Below are 15,978 nucleotides of genomic sequence, written 5' to 3'. Positions count from 1 at the left end.
GTGCCGCGTCACGTCTGGGAGAATCTTGGGCTGTGTCTATCCCTGAGCAGGACCTGTTGCGGCGCGCGCTCGGCGTGCTGACCGAGATGGCGCCCGCCGCGCTCGAGCTGGGCGAGGAGTTCCGGGCCGCGGGGCACGAGCTCTCGCTGGTCGGCGGTCCGGTCCGGGACGCGTTCCTCGGTCGTGCGAGCAACGACCTCGACTTCGCGACGTCGGCCTCGCCGGACCAAACGCAGAAGATCCTCGCGCGCTGGGGCGACGCCAACTGGGACATCGGCAAGGAGTTCGGCACGATCGGGGCGCGCCGGGGCGACGTCGTCGTCGAGGTGACTACCTACCGGACCGACAGGTACGACCCGGCGTCGCGCAAGCCGCTCGTGGAGTTCGGCGACAACCTTGACGGCGACCTGTCCCGCCGGGACTTCACCGTGAACGCGATGGCCGTGCGCGTGCCCGAGCTGACCTTCGTCGATCCGTTCGACGGGTTGACCGACCTCGCGGCAGAGGTGCTGCGCACCCCTATCGCGCCCGAGCGGTCGTTCGACGACGACCCCCTGCGCATGATGCGTGCCGCGCGGTTCGCGGCCCAGCTGTCGTTTCACGTGGAACAGGGGACGCTCGCCGCGCTGGTCGCGATGGCCGGGCGGATCGAGATCGTGTCCGCCGAGCGGGTGCAGGCGGAGATCACCAAGCTGATCCTGAGCGACAACCCGCGCGCCGGGCTCGAGGTGCTGGTCGACACGGGCCTCGCCGAGCAGGTGCTGCCAGAGCTGCCCGCCCTCCAGCTCGAGATCGACGAGCACCACCGGCACAAGGACGTCTACCAGCACTCGCTCACGGTGCTGGAGCAGGCCATCGCGCAGGAGACCGGGCCGGACGGCGCGGTGCCCGCGCCCGACCTGGTGCTGCGCCTGGCCGCGCTGCTGCACGACATCGGCAAGCCGGCGACGCGCCGCTTCGAGCCCGGCGGCGGCGTGAGCTTCCACCACCACGAGGTGGTCGGGGCCAAGCTCACCACCAAGCGGCTCAGGGCGCTCAAGTACGAGAAGCAGGTGGTCAAGGACGTGTCCCGGCTTGTGGAGCTGCACCTGCGGTTCCACGGGTACGGCGACGGCGCCTGGACCGACTCCGCCGTCCGCCGGTACGTGACCGACGCCGGCCCGCTCCTCGAGCGGCTGCACCGGCTCACCCGCGCCGACTCGACGACCCGCAACAAGCGCAAGGCCAAGCGGCTGTCCGACGCGTACAGCGACCTCGAGGACCGGATCTCCGTGCTGCGCGAGCAGGAGGAGATCGACGCGATCCGCCCGGACCTCGACGGCACGCAGATCATGGCGATCCTGGGGATCTCGCCGTCGCGCGAGGTGGGCGAGGCCTACAAGTACCTGCTGAGCCTGCGCATGGAGCGGGGCCCGCTGGGCGAGGAAGCGGCAACCGAAGAGCTCAAGAAGTGGTGGGCCGAGCGCGCCTGAGTCAGACGTGGGTGGGGTCGAACAGGGCGCTCACCGACTCGCCGCTGTGGATGCGGCGCACCGCCTCCGCGAACGCCGGGGCCACGCTGATCACCGTCAGCTTGTCGTGCGCCAGCAGCCCGGCCGTCGGCACCGTGTCGGTGGTGACGACCTCGACCACGTCCGGGTCGGCCGCTATGCGGTGCAGAGAGTCGTTGGCGAAGATGCCGTGCGTGCAGGCGATCCGGACGCTGCGCGCGCCGTGCTCGCGGAGCAGGTCGAGGATGGCGATGATCGTGGACCCGTTGGCGATCTCGTCGTCGAGCACGATGATGTCGCGCCCGGTGACGTCGCCGATCAGGGACGTGATCTCGACCCGGTCGCCGTCGAACCGCTCCTTCGCGGCCGCTGCGACCGGGACGCCGAGCATCTTCGCGAACGCTGACGCGCTCTTCGCGTTGCCCAGGTCGGGGGAGACCACCGTGGCCTTCGAGAGGTCGCTGGGCAGGAAGTGCGCCGCCAGCTCCCGCAGCGCGTTCAGCTGGTCGGTCGGCACCCGGAAGAACGCGTGCACCTGCGGTGCGTGCAGCGTCATCGTGAGGATGCGGTTCACGCCCGCCGTCTCCAGCAGGTCCGCGACAAGACGGCCGCCGACCGAGATGCGCGGCGCATCCTTCTTGTCCGAGCGCGCGTACGCGAAGTGCGGCATGACGGCGGTGATCCGGCGGGCGGAAGCGCCCTTGGCGGCGTCGATCATCAGCAGGAGCTCCATCAGGCTCTCCTGCGCGGGTCGCACCACGGACTGCACCAGGTAGACGTCGCGCTCGCGGCAGTTCTCCAGGAGCTGGACCTGCAGGCAGTCATTGGCAAAACGCTGGATCTTGATCGGGCTCAACGGAACATCGAGATCAGCGCACATCTGACGAGCGAAGCGCTGACCCCCGGTACCAGCAAAGACCCGCACCTCGGCCATGGCTGGAGTCTACGGAACGTCAAGCCGACACGCCTAGCCATGGGCGGGCATCATGTGGACCGTGAGTCTCACCGAGTGGCAGACCTGGGAACCGTTCGTCGATGCGCTGCGGCGGTCCGCACCGCCCGGGACGAAGGTCAGCGAGTTCGTCGGCACCATCGGTCCCGGCGGTGGTCAGGGCACGTACCTGGACGACGGCGACGACGACGCCCGGCGCGCCAGCTACCGCGAGCTCGCCCGCGAGGCCGCGCGGACGGGCGGACGTGGTCCCAAGGCCGACCTCGACGACGCGCTGCGGGCGATCTCCGGGCATACGTCCGACACCGACCGGCCCGTGCGGGTGTGCGCGGGTGCGCGTCCCGACGAGGACACCGTCGAGCTCTTCACGCTCCCGCCCGCTGTCGTGTCCGGGCCGGTCACACCGGTGCTCGAGGTGGTGCTGGAGCCCGGGGCGCTCCCGGCGCAGTACCTGGCGACGATCGTTGCGCCGCCCGGCGCAGCGCCGGCGCCGTCGGCGGATCCGGAGGCCGTGTCGCAGGTGATCGCGGAGCGGATGCCCGGCGCCGTCGGCGCAACCCCCGGGGAGATCGAGGCCGCCGAGGCCGCCCTGCCCGACGCTGCGCGGCTGCCCGACGAGGTGCGCGCGCTGTACACCGCCGCCGGGTCGGGCAACCTGAAGCTCGCCGCCGAGGAGGGACGGTTCGGCGGGTTCGAGATAGTGCCGCTGGAGGGCAGCTTTCTGCGCGCGGCATTCCTGCCCGCCGCGCGGTTCAGTACCTGGACCGCCGACGCCGGCACGTTCGCGCCCGAGGACCCCGCGGGCCGGGTGCAGGCGGCGATCGGTTCGCCGCTGTGGTTCCCCGTGGGCACCGACGGCGCCGGGAACGTCTACGCCGCCGATCTCGCGCCGGGCCCGAACGGGCACCCGGGCCAGGTGGTGCTGCTTGATCACGAGCTGCACGCCGGGGCGACGTACCGGGCGGAGAGCTTGGCGGCGCTGCTCGTGGGGCGGACGGTGGATGGGGACGGTCGCCGGGACGTGAGCCCGCGGGCGTCCTCGTCGGACATCGAATTTCTGAACCTCAGCCCGGCCGCCTGGGCCGAGCGGCTCGATGCCGGGACGGTGCCCGACACGCTCAAGGCCGCCGGTCTGGTACCCGATCGGGCCAACCCGCCGGCCCTGACCGACACGATCGCGGCGGCGAACCGGCTGCTGGAGCTCCGTGGGCTGGCGCCGATCGAGGTGACCCGCCTGACTCGTCCGGCCCACCAGGAGCGCAAGGGCCTGCTCGGGCGACTCTTCGGTCGGTAGCTCTTCGGAACTACCGACCGAAGTCGCGCGAGCTATCAACACACGGGCTCAGTGACCGCCCTGGAACTCACCGTTCGACTCCGGGCGCTTGACCATCAGGGCGAGGCCAACCGCAACGACCAGCACGCTCGCGCCCACGATGAACGCAAGGCTGGCCCCGCCGGTCAGGGCGTCGGCGGTCCCCGCACCGGCGTCGGCCAGCGACGTGGAGCGGATGGTCAGCAGAGCGACGAAGAGCGCGGTACCGGCGGCCCCAGCCACCTGCTGCACAGTGTTGATCGTCGCGGAGCCGTGCGAGAACAGGTGCGGCTGGAGCTCACCCATCGCCGCGCTGAACAGCGGAGTGAACGTGCAGCTCAGGCCTAGCATCAGCAGGAGCTGCGACACCACGATCAGGTACCAGGGCATCGCCGGGTTGATGAACGCCAGCATGCCCGTTCCGATGACCACCGCGATCAGGCCGGGGACCATGACCGGCCGCGGTCCGTACTTGTCGTACAGGCGCCCGACGACGGGACCGGACAGGCCCATCGCCAGACCGCCGGGCAGGATGACCAGGCCGGACTGGGTGGGTGTGTAGCCCAGGGCGTCCTGCAGCACCAGCGGGAGCATGACCATGGTGCCCAGCATCGCCAGCATCGCGATCGCCATGATCCCGATCGACAGCGAGAAGTTCCTGGAGCGGAACGTACGCAGGTCGAGCAGGGCGGAGTCGGTGCGCTGCCGGGCGAGCTGGCGCCACACGAACACCCCGAGGGTCAGCATGCCCACGCCGAGAGGTAGCCACGGGTTGACCGCCGTCTCGCCACGTGCGGACTCGCCGAGCTCGGACAGGCCCCACACCACGCCACCGAACGCGACGAGCGCGAGGAGCAGGGAGAGCGGGTCGAGCGAGTGGTGTTCCTTCTCGGACACGTCCTTGATCCACAGCAGCCCCGCGACGAGTGCCGCGACGGCGATGGGCAGGACGATCGCGAACACGTACCGCCAGCCCAGAGCGTCGGCGATGATCCCCGACACGGTCGGACCCATTGCTGGGGCCAGCGCGATGACCAGGGTGACGTTGCCCATGATCCGGCCGCGCAGGTGCGGTGGCACGATCGTCATGATCGTCGTCATGAGCAGCGGCATCATGATCGCGGTCCCGGTCGCCTGGACCACGCGCCCCGTGACGAGGACGCCGAACGTCGGGGACACGAGTGCGATGAGCGTTCCCGTGCTGAACAGCGCCATCGCGAGCAGGTACGCCCATCGTGTGCCCAGCCGGTTGATGAGGAAGCCTGTCGCCGGGATCACGACCGCCATCGTCAGCAGGAATGCGGTCGTCAGCCACTGGCCGACGGTCGCGGTGATACCGAGGTCCTCCATGATGAGCGGCAGAGCCACGCCCATGGTGGTCTCGTTCAGGATTACCGTGAACGCGCTCGCCATGAGCAGCGCGATGACGCGGAAGTGGCCGGGGGCGAGCTTGTTGTCACGCGCCTCGACCGGCGTGTCGCTCGCCGGCGGCACGGTAGATGATGGATCGTTCAGGTGATCAGACGTGTCTAAGGTGCTGGTACTCATGGGATTGCCCTCTCGGTACGGTGCGCGGGCCGAGATCGAGGGCGACACTGCACACGACCTACGTCTAACGACGCCGGACCATCTTCAGGTATTCCCGCTGACGATCGCGACCTGTTTTTGTCGACGTCTGCGGTGAGCAGAAATCATCGGTGTGCGGGAATGCCCTGGGTCAGTTCCCTGTCGCGTTCGCCGGCTCCCCGTCGCCCGCCGGGGCATCTCCGGGCGTGACCGCCTCCGTGACCGGCGCGGCGACACCGAGCGTGACACCCTGCTGAGCCATGAACGGCTCCGGGTCGATGGCCTGGCCGTTCATCCGTACCTCATAGTGCAGGTGGCAGCCCGACGACGTGCCCGCTCCTGCCGGGTCGATGCGCGAGTCGCCGCCCATCGAGGCGATCTGCTGCCCGGCCTGCACCGTCTCGCCGACCCGGACCAGGTTGGTGCCGGTGAGCAGGTGCCCGTACGTCGAGTCGAGGCCCAGACCGTGCTCGATGCGGATCGTGTTGCCGGTGCCCCAGCCGGTAGCGCCGGAGATGACCACGCGGCCCGCGGCCGCGGCGAACACCTGGGTGCCGCACGACGCCGCGATGTCCTGGCCGAGGTGAAAGGTCGACGCACCGGCGATGCCGGTGCTGCGCGGCCCGAACCCGGACGCCTTGGACCCGACGGCCGGGTTCGCCCAGCCACCTGAGCCGACGACGGCCTGCCCGATCGAGCCGGTCAGACAAGGCGCGCCTGCCGCCGCCCCCTGGATGGACTGGGACAGCGCCGCGAGGTCCTGGTCGTCCGCCCCGCTGACGAGCTGGATCGCCTGGAGCGCCTGGTCCCAGAACCGCTGGTAGTGGTACGGATCGGCGTTCCGCTGCGCCTTGTGGGCGGCGAGGGTCGGCTCCAAGGTCTCCCAGCCGGTGATCGCGAGCAGCCGGTCGTAGAACCGGCCCGACGACTGCACGGGATCGAGCCGCTCCTGGACAGTGCCGTACCACTCCTGCTCCTGGAACATGCCGATCGACGAGGTCAGCGAGCCGTCGGGATTGGTGACACCGAACCGGTCGTCGCCGTAGTTGAGGTTGCGCATGCCGGACTCGCCGAGCGCCGTCATCACTGCGATGGCCTGGGCCCGGCCCGGTACGCCGCGGTCCTGGCCCACCTGCAGGATCACCGACGCGTTCTGCAGCTGCTCGCCCGTGAACCCGCCGGCCGCCGTGGTCTCACCGCCCGCGGCCACCACCGACGGCGACATGCTGCAGTCGTTCTGCGCCTGGTTCTCGCTGACGGCGCCACCGACCAGCACGACCATCGCGACCACCGCGGCGGGCACCGCCAGGACTGCCGCGGCCAGCACGGACAGCACGAGCACGGCGCGCCGGGTCGAGTCGTCCTTCTTCCGGCCGGGCCTTCCGCCGGGCCTTCCGCCGGGCCTGCTGCCGGGTCCGGAGCCCCGGGACCTGGCCGCCACCGAGACGGCGCGTGCGGTCAGCCCGACGGCGTCCCGCCCGCTCACGACCCCTCCGGCGGCCTGATCTGCTCGGCCAGCCAGGGTGCGGCGCCGTCGGCCCGGGTCAGGAGCACCGTGTAGGCGCCGATGTCGGTGGGCACCGCGACCTCGGCGAGCAGCGTCGATGTCTCGTCGGTGACCTCTGGATCGCCGGTGACCGCGGTGACCGGCACGAGCCGCGGGTCCACGTCCTGGTAGACGGGCCGCGCCTGCGGGGTGAGCAGCGGCCGCAGCCCGGCCCACCAGGCGGCCGCGGTCTGGTCCGTAGCGGCGAACGCGGTGATGGTCGCCAGTGCGGCGTCGCGCGCCGCCACCCGGACCGCGTCGTCCCACGTCGCCTCGACGGGCTCCGAGGGTGCCGTCTCGTCGAACTCGGGCTCGGCAGTCACCACGACGGCCGGGTCGCCGGCCGCTGGGTCCTCGTCGACCGTCTCGGTGGCGGCAGCGTCGTCCGCGGCCTCGTCCGGTGTGCCCACGGGATTGTCGAAGTCGTCCTGCTCCCGAGGCACGACGCCGCCCGAGCTCACCTCCGCGCTCGGGTCGACGGGGCCGCCCTCACGCGGCCAGCCGATCCAGGTGGCGATCGCGAGGGCGACCACGGTGATCGCCACGATGACTGCTCGTCTCATCAGCGCCCCAGCCCTCGCATCTGGCGTCGGCCCGGGTTGTGCACGATGGCGGACGGCTGCGGACCGCCCGCCTGCGGTGCCCCACCCTGCCGAGCGGCATTGAGCGACTCGGCCAGCCGGGCCGCGCTCTGCGAGCGCTCCCCGCTGCGGCCCAGGCCACGGGCGGCGCTGAGCATCTGCTTGGCCTGCCGGGCCTTGCGCACCACGCTGAGCGCCTTGGAGGCGCCCACCGCGGCGCTTGACGTGCCGCCGCTCGCGACCAGCCCGCCGGCCTGCAGCGCGATCGACGTCCCCGTTCGGGCCGCGCTGCCCAGCCGGTCGCTCAGGCGCTCGCCGGCCGTGGGCGGCTGGTGCGGAACCTGTTCGTTCGACGGCTTCTCGCCGGCGTTCGTGTCGTCCGGCACCGGAGGTCCGGCCACGCGTCCGCCGTCGGGCGATCCGTCCTGCACGGTGCGTGCAGCGGTGGTCCAGGCATTGCCGCCGCCGCTCACGCCGTTGCCCGTGTTGGGCTCGCCGGGAGCACCCGGACGCCCGGGGCCGTTCACCGGGATGGGCACCGTGCGGTTGTCGTCACCGGGCACACCGCCCGAGGTGCCGCCTGCCGAGCCGACGCCAGGGGTCCCGTCCATGGTGGACGGGCCCGCCGAGCCGACGCCCGAGGCCCCGTCCACGTCCACCGCGTTCTTGTTCGCCTGCACGGGGGCTGGGCCCAGCCCCACACCCGCCCACTCCCTGGCCTTGTTGTACCGGTCCCGCCACTTCGCGGTGCCGTCCCATGGCATGGAGGCGGGCTCGCCCACCTGGGAGGGCACGCCCGCGGCCGCGAGCCGGTCCGCGAGGCCGCGCAGGGCCTGGCGAACGCTCGCGCCCATCAGCACGTAGAAGACGGCGCCGGCGATGACCAGGGTGTTGAACAGGTACAGCCGCACCAGGAACGGCAACCCGCTCGTGGCGTCGTAGAAGCCGAGCAGCATCCTCATCCACGCGACCAGGAACATCGTGGCCATCGCGACGAGGATGCAGCCGAAGCCCACGCTCGCGAACGTGCGGAACAGCTGGGCGCGGGTGCCGCTGGAGACCACACCGACGGGGAGCTGCCACAGCAGCTTGATCGCCGACCAGCCCAGCAGCAGCACCGCGAAGATGGTGCCGCCGACGATCACCACGGACAGCAGGAGGAACACGAACCCCGTGGTGAGCAGGCTGAGCGTCGAGACGACGGTGCCGGCGTCGACCGTGGACGCCGCCTCCTGGTAGGCCTCGTCGCACCCCCCGATCGTCTCGACGGCGTTCTCGCGCCCCACGTTCTCGGTATAGGTGTCCTCGCAGCCGGTGCCGTCGATCATCGAGCCGTAGTTGATGATCTGGTGCGGCGCGCGCAGCAGGGTGTCCACGAGCTGGCCCTTGAGGCCCTCCCGAATCACCGTGGAGTCCCGTTGGAACGAGGCCCCCTCGGTCGCGAAGCCCGTGGCGATGTCCATGCCGGCGTTGCGCGACTGCATGATCACGCCCTGCTCGCCGCCGATCGTCGCCATCGGGTTGGCGAGGAATCCGGTGGCCAGGGCCGCGATGATGCAGCCGATGAGGAGCTCCATGAAGCCGCCCGCGTACCGGCCCTTGAGCAGCCAGAAGCCGACGACGAACGCCAGGATGATCAGCATCAGGTTGAGCAGGCCGATCTGCGCGACCATCCCCTGCACGATCACGCTCAGCCCGGCCAGCGGCGCCAGGATGTAACCGAGCCAGTCCATGCCGAGCACCCAGTCGAGCACCCAGATCTGGACCGAGACCATGTCCCGGTACCAGGCCCAGAACATGCCCGCGAGGGTCGAGAAGATCTCGGAGTCGACGTTCAGCGGGTTCCACGGTGAGCCCGTGTCCCACTGGAGCACGAACCGTTCTGTGCTCACACCCTGGGTGTCCTCCAGGTTCAGCCCACCCGATGGCGCGGCGAGCGAAAGAGGCGACAGCCGGTTCATGCCCCGATCACCGCACCGGAGGAGCTGGTCGGCGTGGTCTTGACGGTCTCGGCGCGCCTCTCCACGAGCGGCGCCATGACCTTCGCCCGGCCGTAGCGGGCCTGGAAGTCCCGGATCAGGCACTCCCCGCGGCGCTCCTCGACCACGCCGACGGCGGCGTCGGTCACCGGCGCGGTGCCCTCCGTGACGAGCTTGACCAGGCCCTCGTCCACCGGTGCGGTGGTCGGCAACCCGTGCAGCCACCGCAGGCCACGGCGGGCCAGGTTCGCGTCGCGGTGGCGCAGCAGCACGCGGAACGGGATCAGCCCGCGCACCACCTCGTTGCCGAAGTCCTCCTCGGCGTCGTGGCTGCCCAGCAGCAGCGCCGCCTTGTGCTTACGGCCGTCCCGGATGAACATGCCGATCTCCTCTGCCGCCTCCGGTGACGACATGGTCTTGGACGCCTCGTCGGCGGCGAAGATGTCGAGCCGGGAGCGGTCCGCGAAGCAGCGGTACCTGGCGAGAGCCGCGATGAGCGCGAACGTGGCGCGGCCGAACACCTTCTCGGCTCTGAGCTCGGCGAACAGGTGCCCGTGCTCCATGTCGGCCTTCGAGGGCAGCTGCATCTTGTGCGTGTGCAGCACGATCGCCGGCGAGCTCAGGTCGAGCGGCGGCAGCGAGTCGTCGAACAGAGCGCGCCCGAAGTCGAGCTCGGAGAAGATCCGCATCTCGTCGGCGAGCATCCGGGCGCCCGGGAACTCGCAGTCCGCCTCGAGGTGCCGCGCGAGCGACCCGAGCGAGGTGATCTTGTGCCGCCACATGTACTCCGTCTGCAGCACCTTGGACAGCAGCACGTTCTGCTCGGACTTGGTCTGCACCGACAGCAGCACGGTGATGAAGGCGCGGGCCACCCGCGGTGCTTGCGCCGGCGGCAGGATCCGCAGCGGGTCCATGGACACCGTCGCGTCCTCGGAGATCTCCACGACCTGCGAGCCGGGGATCTCCGAGACGGCGATGCCCCACTCGCCCATCTCGGTGTGGTCCACCGCCATGAGCGTGGCGCCCATGTCGACGTTGTCCATGGCCACGGTCTTCATGCTGACCGAGTTGTGGGTGGGGATCATCGCGTCCCCCGCCAGGAACAGGCTCGATTCTGCTGCCACCCGGATGCACCGCACGGGAACGGACTTCACCGGCCGGATCTCGGTGACGTACCGGTAAGCGTTTCGGGCGGCGCTGCGGTTCTCCCCGCGCTCCAGGTGCGTGTCGACCTTTCGCTGGAGCATGAAGACATCGTCAGTGGTCGTGAAGGTGACGGCCCACTTCGGGCCGACGTCCCGCCCCTTCAGGCGGGCACGCCCCTCTCGGAGCACCGACCTGTATCCAAGTGACAGCGCGAGCTCATGGACGTCTCGCGCCAGCCGCTTATTCGTGTTCGTGAACTCCACGCTGCCCGACGGCGTCACTGTGCCGTCGGAGTCCATCAGCCCGGCGAGGAGGCTTCGGCGCTGGATCGTTCCCGCACGCAGGTACGCAGCTGGGATGTGCTTGTTCTTGAGCACGCCGAGCGAGTCGAGACGTCCGGTCATCGATGACGCCTTGCGGCAGTCCGCACACCGCCGGCCAGTGCTGGTCCTGAGCATGGGCTTGTCACACCGGCCGCAGCGGCGTGGCGGCAGGGGTGGCACGCCAGCCTTGCGTCCGGCAGCCTCGCAGGTCTTGCCGCAATAGCGACGCTGCTCGTACCAAGCGAGGTACTGGGCTCCGCACTGCAAGCAGGGCCGCTGCTCCGGCGTGAAACCGTCATCCGCCTCGTGCGGGAGCCGGACAGCGTACGCGTACTCCGCCGACAGCTTCCTGACCTCGTATCCGCACAGCTCGAGGCGGGAGAGCACTTCGGGGTCTGCGGTAGTGATCTCGGAGCGCCATGAACTCCCGTCGCCGAGCCAGAGGCCGAGGTAATAGGGGTTGACGGGGACGTCGACGGGGGGAAGCTCCAGGGCCCCGGCGACCGGCACCGCGTGGTTGAGCTGTTTGCCCGCCAGGAGCGTCTCGCGGAGCTGCTCGGTCGTCGCGACAGTGCCGTGTTCGTGCCACCCGGGTCCGCTCAGGTCGAGCGTCGCGTCGAGCACGTCGACGGGCGTCTCGCCGCGCTGCTTGCGCTTGTGGTTCAGTTTCGCCTGATGGCCGCGGGTCTTCAGGGGAACCGTCGTCCATAGGTGCTCGGCGTCGGCCACGATCGTCGATCCATCGGAGAACACCACCTGGTAGCACTGGTGGTCCCGCATGACGGGGGAGACGCCGACGACTTCCGTGGGCGCCCCGTTCTCGTCGAAGACGCGGTCCCCCGGCGCCAGGTCGCCCATGGTGGTCCAGCCGCTCGGCGTCGGGATGGGCGTGTCGAGGGCGAGAGCCTTACCCGCACCCAGCTCGCCCACGAAGCCCATCGCGAGCGCGACGTCCAGCTTGTCGGTGGCTCCGGCCAGGTTCACGAAGACCGGGTTCGGCCGGGCCGCCCCGTTCGAGATCTCCAGGGCGAACAGCGCACCGGAGGTGTCGCCCAGCTCGGTGGTGGCGAACGGCACCGCTGCCGAGAACGCGCGCGCCGTCGTGATCTGCGAGTACTCCCGCACGGCGCGCGGGGTCGGGGTGCCCGGCAGGGTGGCCTCGAAGAGCGTCGGCTGGATCGTGGGGTCGGTGCGCAGCGAGAACTGCATGGCGGCGAAGTACTTGGTCAGGTCCCGGGCGTCGTCCAGCACCTGCTCAGGGGTGTGGCCCGAGACGGTGAACATCGTGGTGGCGTCCACCTCGACCTCGAGCTCGTCGGCGTCCATCACCGCCTGGTACTCGCCCAGAGCGCGCGCCGTCGTGTCCAGGGACGACCCCGCGCGCTCCTCCTCGGAGCGCTGGTCGAACTGGTCGTTCAGGGTGCGCACCGCGCGCCGGTTGCGGTTGGTCACCTCGTCGCGCGAGCGCACGGTCATCCGGATGGCCCAGTCGCACGGCACCCCGGACTCGTCGACACGTCCGATCCACTCGCACCCCGGGTACACGATGCCGCCCGACGGCGTATCGGCCACCACGAGCGTCGTCTGGTACGAGGCGAGGTCGGGGTTGGTGGGGTCGAGCACCTTCACGTAGGGCTGCTTCAGGATCTGCAGCGGCCCTAGGCGCTTCTCGGAGTCCGTCTGACCGGCCGGATCGACCAGCGACGACGGCAGCACCGAAGGCCCCGACAAGTGCATCTCGGCGTCGAGCGACCCGTCGAGGGGCACCGCGGTGTCCAGACCGAGGCCGCGCTGCATGGCGTGCCCGAACATCCAGGCCATCTCGGCCACGGTCGCCGGCCGCGGGTCGAACGCGGCGGGCATCTCCTTGCGCAGTGCCTCCGCCTGCGCGGCCCGCTCGCCGATCGCGTGCCGGCCCGGCACGGCGCGCGGCATCATCAGGGTGTCCTGGAGCGAGGACCAGGACGCGCGCAGCGGCTCACTGAATGCCTTGGCGCCCGGGTTGGCCAGGGGCGCGGCGATCCAGTGCACACGCCGCCCGATCGGGATCTGCTCCAGGAAGTCGAGGGTGGCCTCGCACTCCGCGGCCCACGCCTCACGCTCGGTCAGGTCGACACCCTCGATCATCGAGAGCACCACCGACGCCGGGTCGGTGGCCGCCGTCAGCCCGAGGTGCAGCGACTCGCCGCGCAGCGCGCGGTACAGCGCGGTGTGGTGCCGCCGCGCCGCGTGCTTCTTGTCGTCGGGCTGGAACGCGTAGGGCACGGGGGACACACGCCAGAGGGCCCACACGGTCCCGGTGCGGGTCCACATGAGGCCGTCGGTCAGGGCCGAGATGTGGCTCAGCATGGGGGCTCAGTCCTCTCGCGGAGTGGTGGGGGCGGTGCGTTCGCCGGGTTCTTTCGTTCCTGCGGGCTTGCCGGCGAGCAGCTGCCCGACGCCGGTGAGGTCGGCGTTCTCGCGGTCCTTGGCCGTTGCCGCAGCGGTTGCGGCTGCTGCCGCCCAGTCCGCGGGCGAGCGTTTGTCCGGGACCGGCTGGGGTCGTGGGCTGGTCGCCGGCTGAAGCTGCCGGCCCTCGAAGGTCGCGTCCGCGGGACCGTGGCCGGTCAGCTCCGGGAGGAGCTCGGTCGGGACCGGCCCGACGACGGTCGGGCGCTGCGGGCCGGCCGGCCTAACCGTCTGCCCCGGAGCCGGCCCCGCCGTCGGACCAGCTACTGGAACCGCAACCGAACGGGCCGGGCCAGCCACGGGCGCACTGCGCCGAGCTGCGGTGGCGGGAGGTGCGGGCAGCACGACCATTACCCGGTGGGTGATCAGGCGCGGCTTGGGCAGGGTGACCTGCCCGCCGGACAGCCGTCCCCGGCTCGAGCTCAGGTTCATCGCGTCCATGACGAACGCGACGGGGTTGCGACCGCTGCTCGGGAGCTTGCCGGTGGCCCAGACCACGCCAACGACCACCCCGACGGCGACCGCGATGTTCATGAAGCCGCCCATCTGAGCCCACAGCGGAGCGGTCCGCCACAGGACGAACGCCACCACGGCGCCCGCTCCCACCTGGGTGATGGTGTACGGGCCGCCCCAGATGCGCCCGCCGCTGGGTAGCTTCCCCACCAGCATGGGGATGCGTCGGGCCTTCGTATAGAACTTCGCGGTCTCGGTCACCGGACACCCTCCTCACCACGTGCTGGGCACAGATACGTGCCCGTCTGACCAACCCTGTGCACTGCCCTCGACGTCCTGCCCACCCGTGCAGCCCCGTCAGACCCAGCGGTCGTCAGAGAACTGTCTGCGAGTTCACGATTGCAGGGGCGGAGTCGAACTCGTCCCGGGCCAGGTCGGACGTGACGTTGATCCCGCCGTTCACGAGCCACAGGACGATGCCTCCGACGATCGCGGACATCAGGATCGCCGCGATCGACATCTTGGTCTTCACGGCGGTGATCACCACCATGAGGATGACGACCACGAAGGTCACCGACTCGATGGTGGTCCTGACCTCCTCGGACTTGACGGTGATGAGGTCGAGGAAGCCGTCGGCCATAACGATCTCGTTGATCATGGTTCTCTCCTTCGTTATTCCCCGGCGGTGCCGGAGTCGATCGTGCCGGATGGCGTCGTGTCGATACGGACGGCCGGCTGAACGCCGGCAACCTCCCAGCGGCCGTCCCGCGCAACAAGCGTGAGGACGTACTGGGCGGTGGTCGTGTTGCCGTCGAGCCGGGTGAGCTCGACGGTGATCAGTGCGTGCGTGCCGTCGCCGTCGGCCGGGTCCTCCGTGACCTCGTGCGACCCGTTGATGTCGGTCACGGAGACGGCCGAGTACGGAGCGGGGCTGATGGCCGAGATGGCGGTGCCGGGGCGCAGGTAGCGCGTGATCTCGCCGTCGCCCGCGATCATCGCCGCGAGGAACCCGGCCACGGACTGGCCCGCGGCCGACGTCGGAGAGATGGTCTCGGGGTAGTCGAGGTCCGGCGGCTCGGCGGCGGCCGCCGGGCCCGGGACGGGCGCGGGGAGGGCGACGGCGGTCACCGCGAGGTGGGGCCCGGACCACTCGGTCTCGGTGCGGCTTACCAGCACCGGCACCTGGAAGTAGCGGCGCACCCAGACCAGGGGCACCTCGGCCTCCTCGCCTTCCACGGCCGGCGGGGGTGTCGAGCCGGGAGCGGGCTCCGCGACGTCGACGCCGACCGTCACCGACCACACGTTGTCCTCCGCCTGCTCGATCTGTGCCACCGACGAGTCGCGGATGGTCAGGCCCTCCTGGGGGAGTGAGCCGACCGGGGCGTTCGTGAGGGAGGCGATCAGCTGCTGGTCGTCGCTGTCGGCCCGCAGCCAGGTCTCCACGAGCTCGATCGCCCGCTCCTGGGCCGCCGCCGCCTGAGCGGTATCGGCTGAGCCGGCGACCGCCGAGGCGGGGGCGGCCTCGGGGCGCAGCGCGGTCCACACCAGGGCGGCCGGCCCGGCCAGCAGCGCCAGCGCGAGCAGGGCACCCCAGGCCTTGGTCACCAGGGCGGGTCCGTTGGACCACTCCACCACCTGCGGTGGCTGGTTCTCGTCGTCGCCTCCCCCGCCCGACGACGACGGCGTCGCGGGCTGATCGGGTCCACCGGTCCACGGCGAGGCGGTACCGGAGGCGACGTCGGCAGGGGGCGGCAGCTCGGCCGGCTCAGCCGACTTCTTGCCACGCCGTCGCACAAGAACCGAGCTCATCGCGTCCGCACCTCGTTCTGCAGGTCCGCCCGGATGCGCTCGCGGGCCTCGCGTGCGCTGCGCACGCGGGGGCTGTCGAGCGCCTCGATCAGGCGCACGGTTGTGTCCTGCTCGCCGAGGGGGTCCTCGGCGAGGGAGGCGATGAGGTCGCGCACCACGGGCGCCACCTCGCCGCGGGCTGCGTGCACCTCGGCGGTGTCCCGCAGCAGGGACCACGTGCGGTCGAAGTCCGGGGCGGCGGGATCCGCGCTGCGCAGGCCCGAACTGCCGAGGTCGGTGCTGCCGAGTCCGGCGCCGGGCGCCTGGTCGAGCTCGTCCTTGCTCATCTCGCCTCTCCCGTTTCTCCGTGTCCAACGCCTGCTGAGCAGGCTCT

12 protein-coding genes are annotated in these 15,978 nt (G+C 70.8%); 2 read left to right on the top strand and 10 right to left on the bottom strand.

All coding sequences use genetic code 11. The features are described 5' to 3' along the window. The first annotated feature begins 32 nt into the window (after window positions 1-32). Window positions 33-1,472: a CCA tRNA nucleotidyltransferase gene (locus AB1046_RS16315; RefSeq protein ID WP_369370346.1), complete on the top strand. Its 1,440-nt coding sequence runs from the start codon at window positions 33-35 to the stop codon at window positions 1,470-1,472. A gap of 1 nt (window position 1,473) precedes the next feature. Here the strand turns inward: AB1046_RS16315 and AB1046_RS16310 are convergent, their stop codons facing one another. Beyond that, window positions 1,474-2,424 carry a ribose-phosphate diphosphokinase gene (locus tag AB1046_RS16310; RefSeq protein ID WP_369370345.1) on the bottom strand — a complete coding sequence of 317 codons (951 nt, stop codon included), beginning with the start codon at window positions 2,422-2,424 and terminating at the stop codon, window positions 1,474-1,476. Window positions 2,425-2,485: 61 nt separating this feature from the next. Here AB1046_RS16310 and AB1046_RS16305 point away from each other — a divergent pair, with 61 nt between their 5' ends. Further along, window positions 2,486-3,736: an SMI1/KNR4 family protein gene (locus AB1046_RS16305; RefSeq protein WP_369370344.1), complete on the top strand. Its 1,251-nt coding sequence runs from the start codon at window positions 2,486-2,488 to the stop codon at window positions 3,734-3,736. Window positions 3,737-3,784: 48 nt separating this feature from the next. Here AB1046_RS16305 and AB1046_RS16300 read toward each other — a convergent pair whose 3' ends face one another. From AB1046_RS16300 to AB1046_RS16260, 9 genes are all read right to left on the bottom strand, one after another. Further along, entirely contained in the window at window positions 3,785-5,248 is a 1,464-nt protein-coding gene (locus AB1046_RS16300) for an MDR family MFS transporter (protein WP_369370343.1), read from the bottom strand. Window positions 5,249-5,471: 223 nt separating this feature from the next. After that, the gene (locus tag AB1046_RS16295) at window positions 5,472-6,806 is read right to left on the bottom strand and encodes a M23 family metallopeptidase (RefSeq protein WP_369370342.1); all 1,335 of its coding nucleotides are present in this window, start codon (window positions 6,804-6,806) and stop codon (window positions 5,472-5,474) included. Further along, the gene (locus AB1046_RS16290; RefSeq protein ID WP_369370341.1) at window positions 6,803-7,429 is read right to left on the bottom strand and encodes a hypothetical protein; all 627 of its coding nucleotides are present in this window, start codon (window positions 7,427-7,429) and stop codon (window positions 6,803-6,805) included. The genes AB1046_RS16295 and AB1046_RS16290 overlap by 4 nt, the downstream gene beginning before the upstream one ends. Next, window positions 7,429-9,408, bottom strand: a complete 1,980-nt coding sequence (locus AB1046_RS16285; protein ID WP_369370340.1) for a hypothetical protein — start codon at window positions 9,406-9,408, stop codon at window positions 7,429-7,431. The genes AB1046_RS16290 and AB1046_RS16285 overlap by 1 nt, the downstream gene beginning before the upstream one ends. After that, the gene (locus AB1046_RS16280) at window positions 9,405-13,244 is read right to left on the bottom strand and encodes an ATP-binding protein (protein ID WP_369370339.1); all 3,840 of its coding nucleotides are present in this window, start codon (window positions 13,242-13,244) and stop codon (window positions 9,405-9,407) included. The genes AB1046_RS16285 and AB1046_RS16280 overlap by 4 nt, the downstream gene beginning before the upstream one ends. A 6-nt stretch (window positions 13,245-13,250) precedes the next feature. Next, on the bottom strand, window positions 13,251-14,057 hold the full coding sequence (locus AB1046_RS16275) for a hypothetical protein (protein ID WP_369370338.1): 807 nt from the start codon (window positions 14,055-14,057) through the stop codon (window positions 13,251-13,253). A 112-nt stretch (window positions 14,058-14,169) separates the two neighbouring features. After that, entirely contained in the window at window positions 14,170-14,454 is a 285-nt protein-coding gene (locus tag AB1046_RS16270; RefSeq protein ID WP_369370337.1) for a hypothetical protein, read from the bottom strand. A gap of 14 nt (window positions 14,455-14,468) precedes the next feature. Further along, window positions 14,469-15,605, bottom strand: a complete 1,137-nt coding sequence (locus AB1046_RS16265) for a conjugal transfer protein (RefSeq protein ID WP_369370336.1) — start codon at window positions 15,603-15,605, stop codon at window positions 14,469-14,471. Continuing rightward, a complete protein-coding gene (locus tag AB1046_RS16260; RefSeq protein WP_369370335.1) occupies window positions 15,602-15,931 on the bottom strand; it encodes a hypothetical protein in 330 nt (109 codons plus the stop codon). Before AB1046_RS16260 ends, AB1046_RS16265 begins: the two co-directional genes overlap by 4 nt. Window positions 15,932-15,978: the final 47 nt, after the last annotated feature.

It is taken from the genome of Promicromonospora sp. Populi (assembly GCF_041081105.1).
Classification (GTDB): Bacteria; Actinomycetota; Actinomycetes; order Actinomycetales; family Cellulomonadaceae; genus Promicromonospora.
This window is presented reverse-complemented; position numbering and strand designations above follow the sequence as displayed.

What these genes read in the sequence shown, in the direction of transcription:
- AB1046_RS16310 (WP_369370345.1), bottom strand. Translation starts at nt 2,424, where the DNA reads ATGGCCGAGGTGCGGGTCTTTGCTGGTACCGGGGGTCAGCGCTTCGCT.
- AB1046_RS16290 (WP_369370341.1), bottom strand. Translation starts at nt 7,429, where the DNA reads ATGAGACGAGCAGTCATCGTGGCGATCACCGTGGTCGCCCTCGCGATC.
- AB1046_RS16285 (WP_369370340.1), bottom strand. Translation starts at nt 9,408, where the DNA reads ATGAACCGGCTGTCGCCTCTTTCGCTCGCCGCGCCATCGGGTGGGCTG.
- AB1046_RS16280 (WP_369370339.1), bottom strand. Translation starts at nt 13,244, where the DNA reads ATGCTGAGCCACATCTCGGCCCTGACCGACGGCCTCATGTGGACCCGC.
- AB1046_RS16270 (WP_369370337.1), bottom strand. Translation starts at nt 14,454, where the DNA reads ATGATCAACGAGATCGTTATGGCCGACGGCTTCCTCGACCTCATCACC.
- AB1046_RS16265 (WP_369370336.1), bottom strand. Translation starts at nt 15,605, where the DNA reads ATGAGCTCGGTTCTTGTGCGACGGCGTGGCAAGAAGTCGGCTGAGCCG.
- AB1046_RS16260 (WP_369370335.1), bottom strand. Translation starts at nt 15,931, where the DNA reads ATGAGCAAGGACGAGCTCGACCAGGCGCCCGGCGCCGGACTCGGCAGC.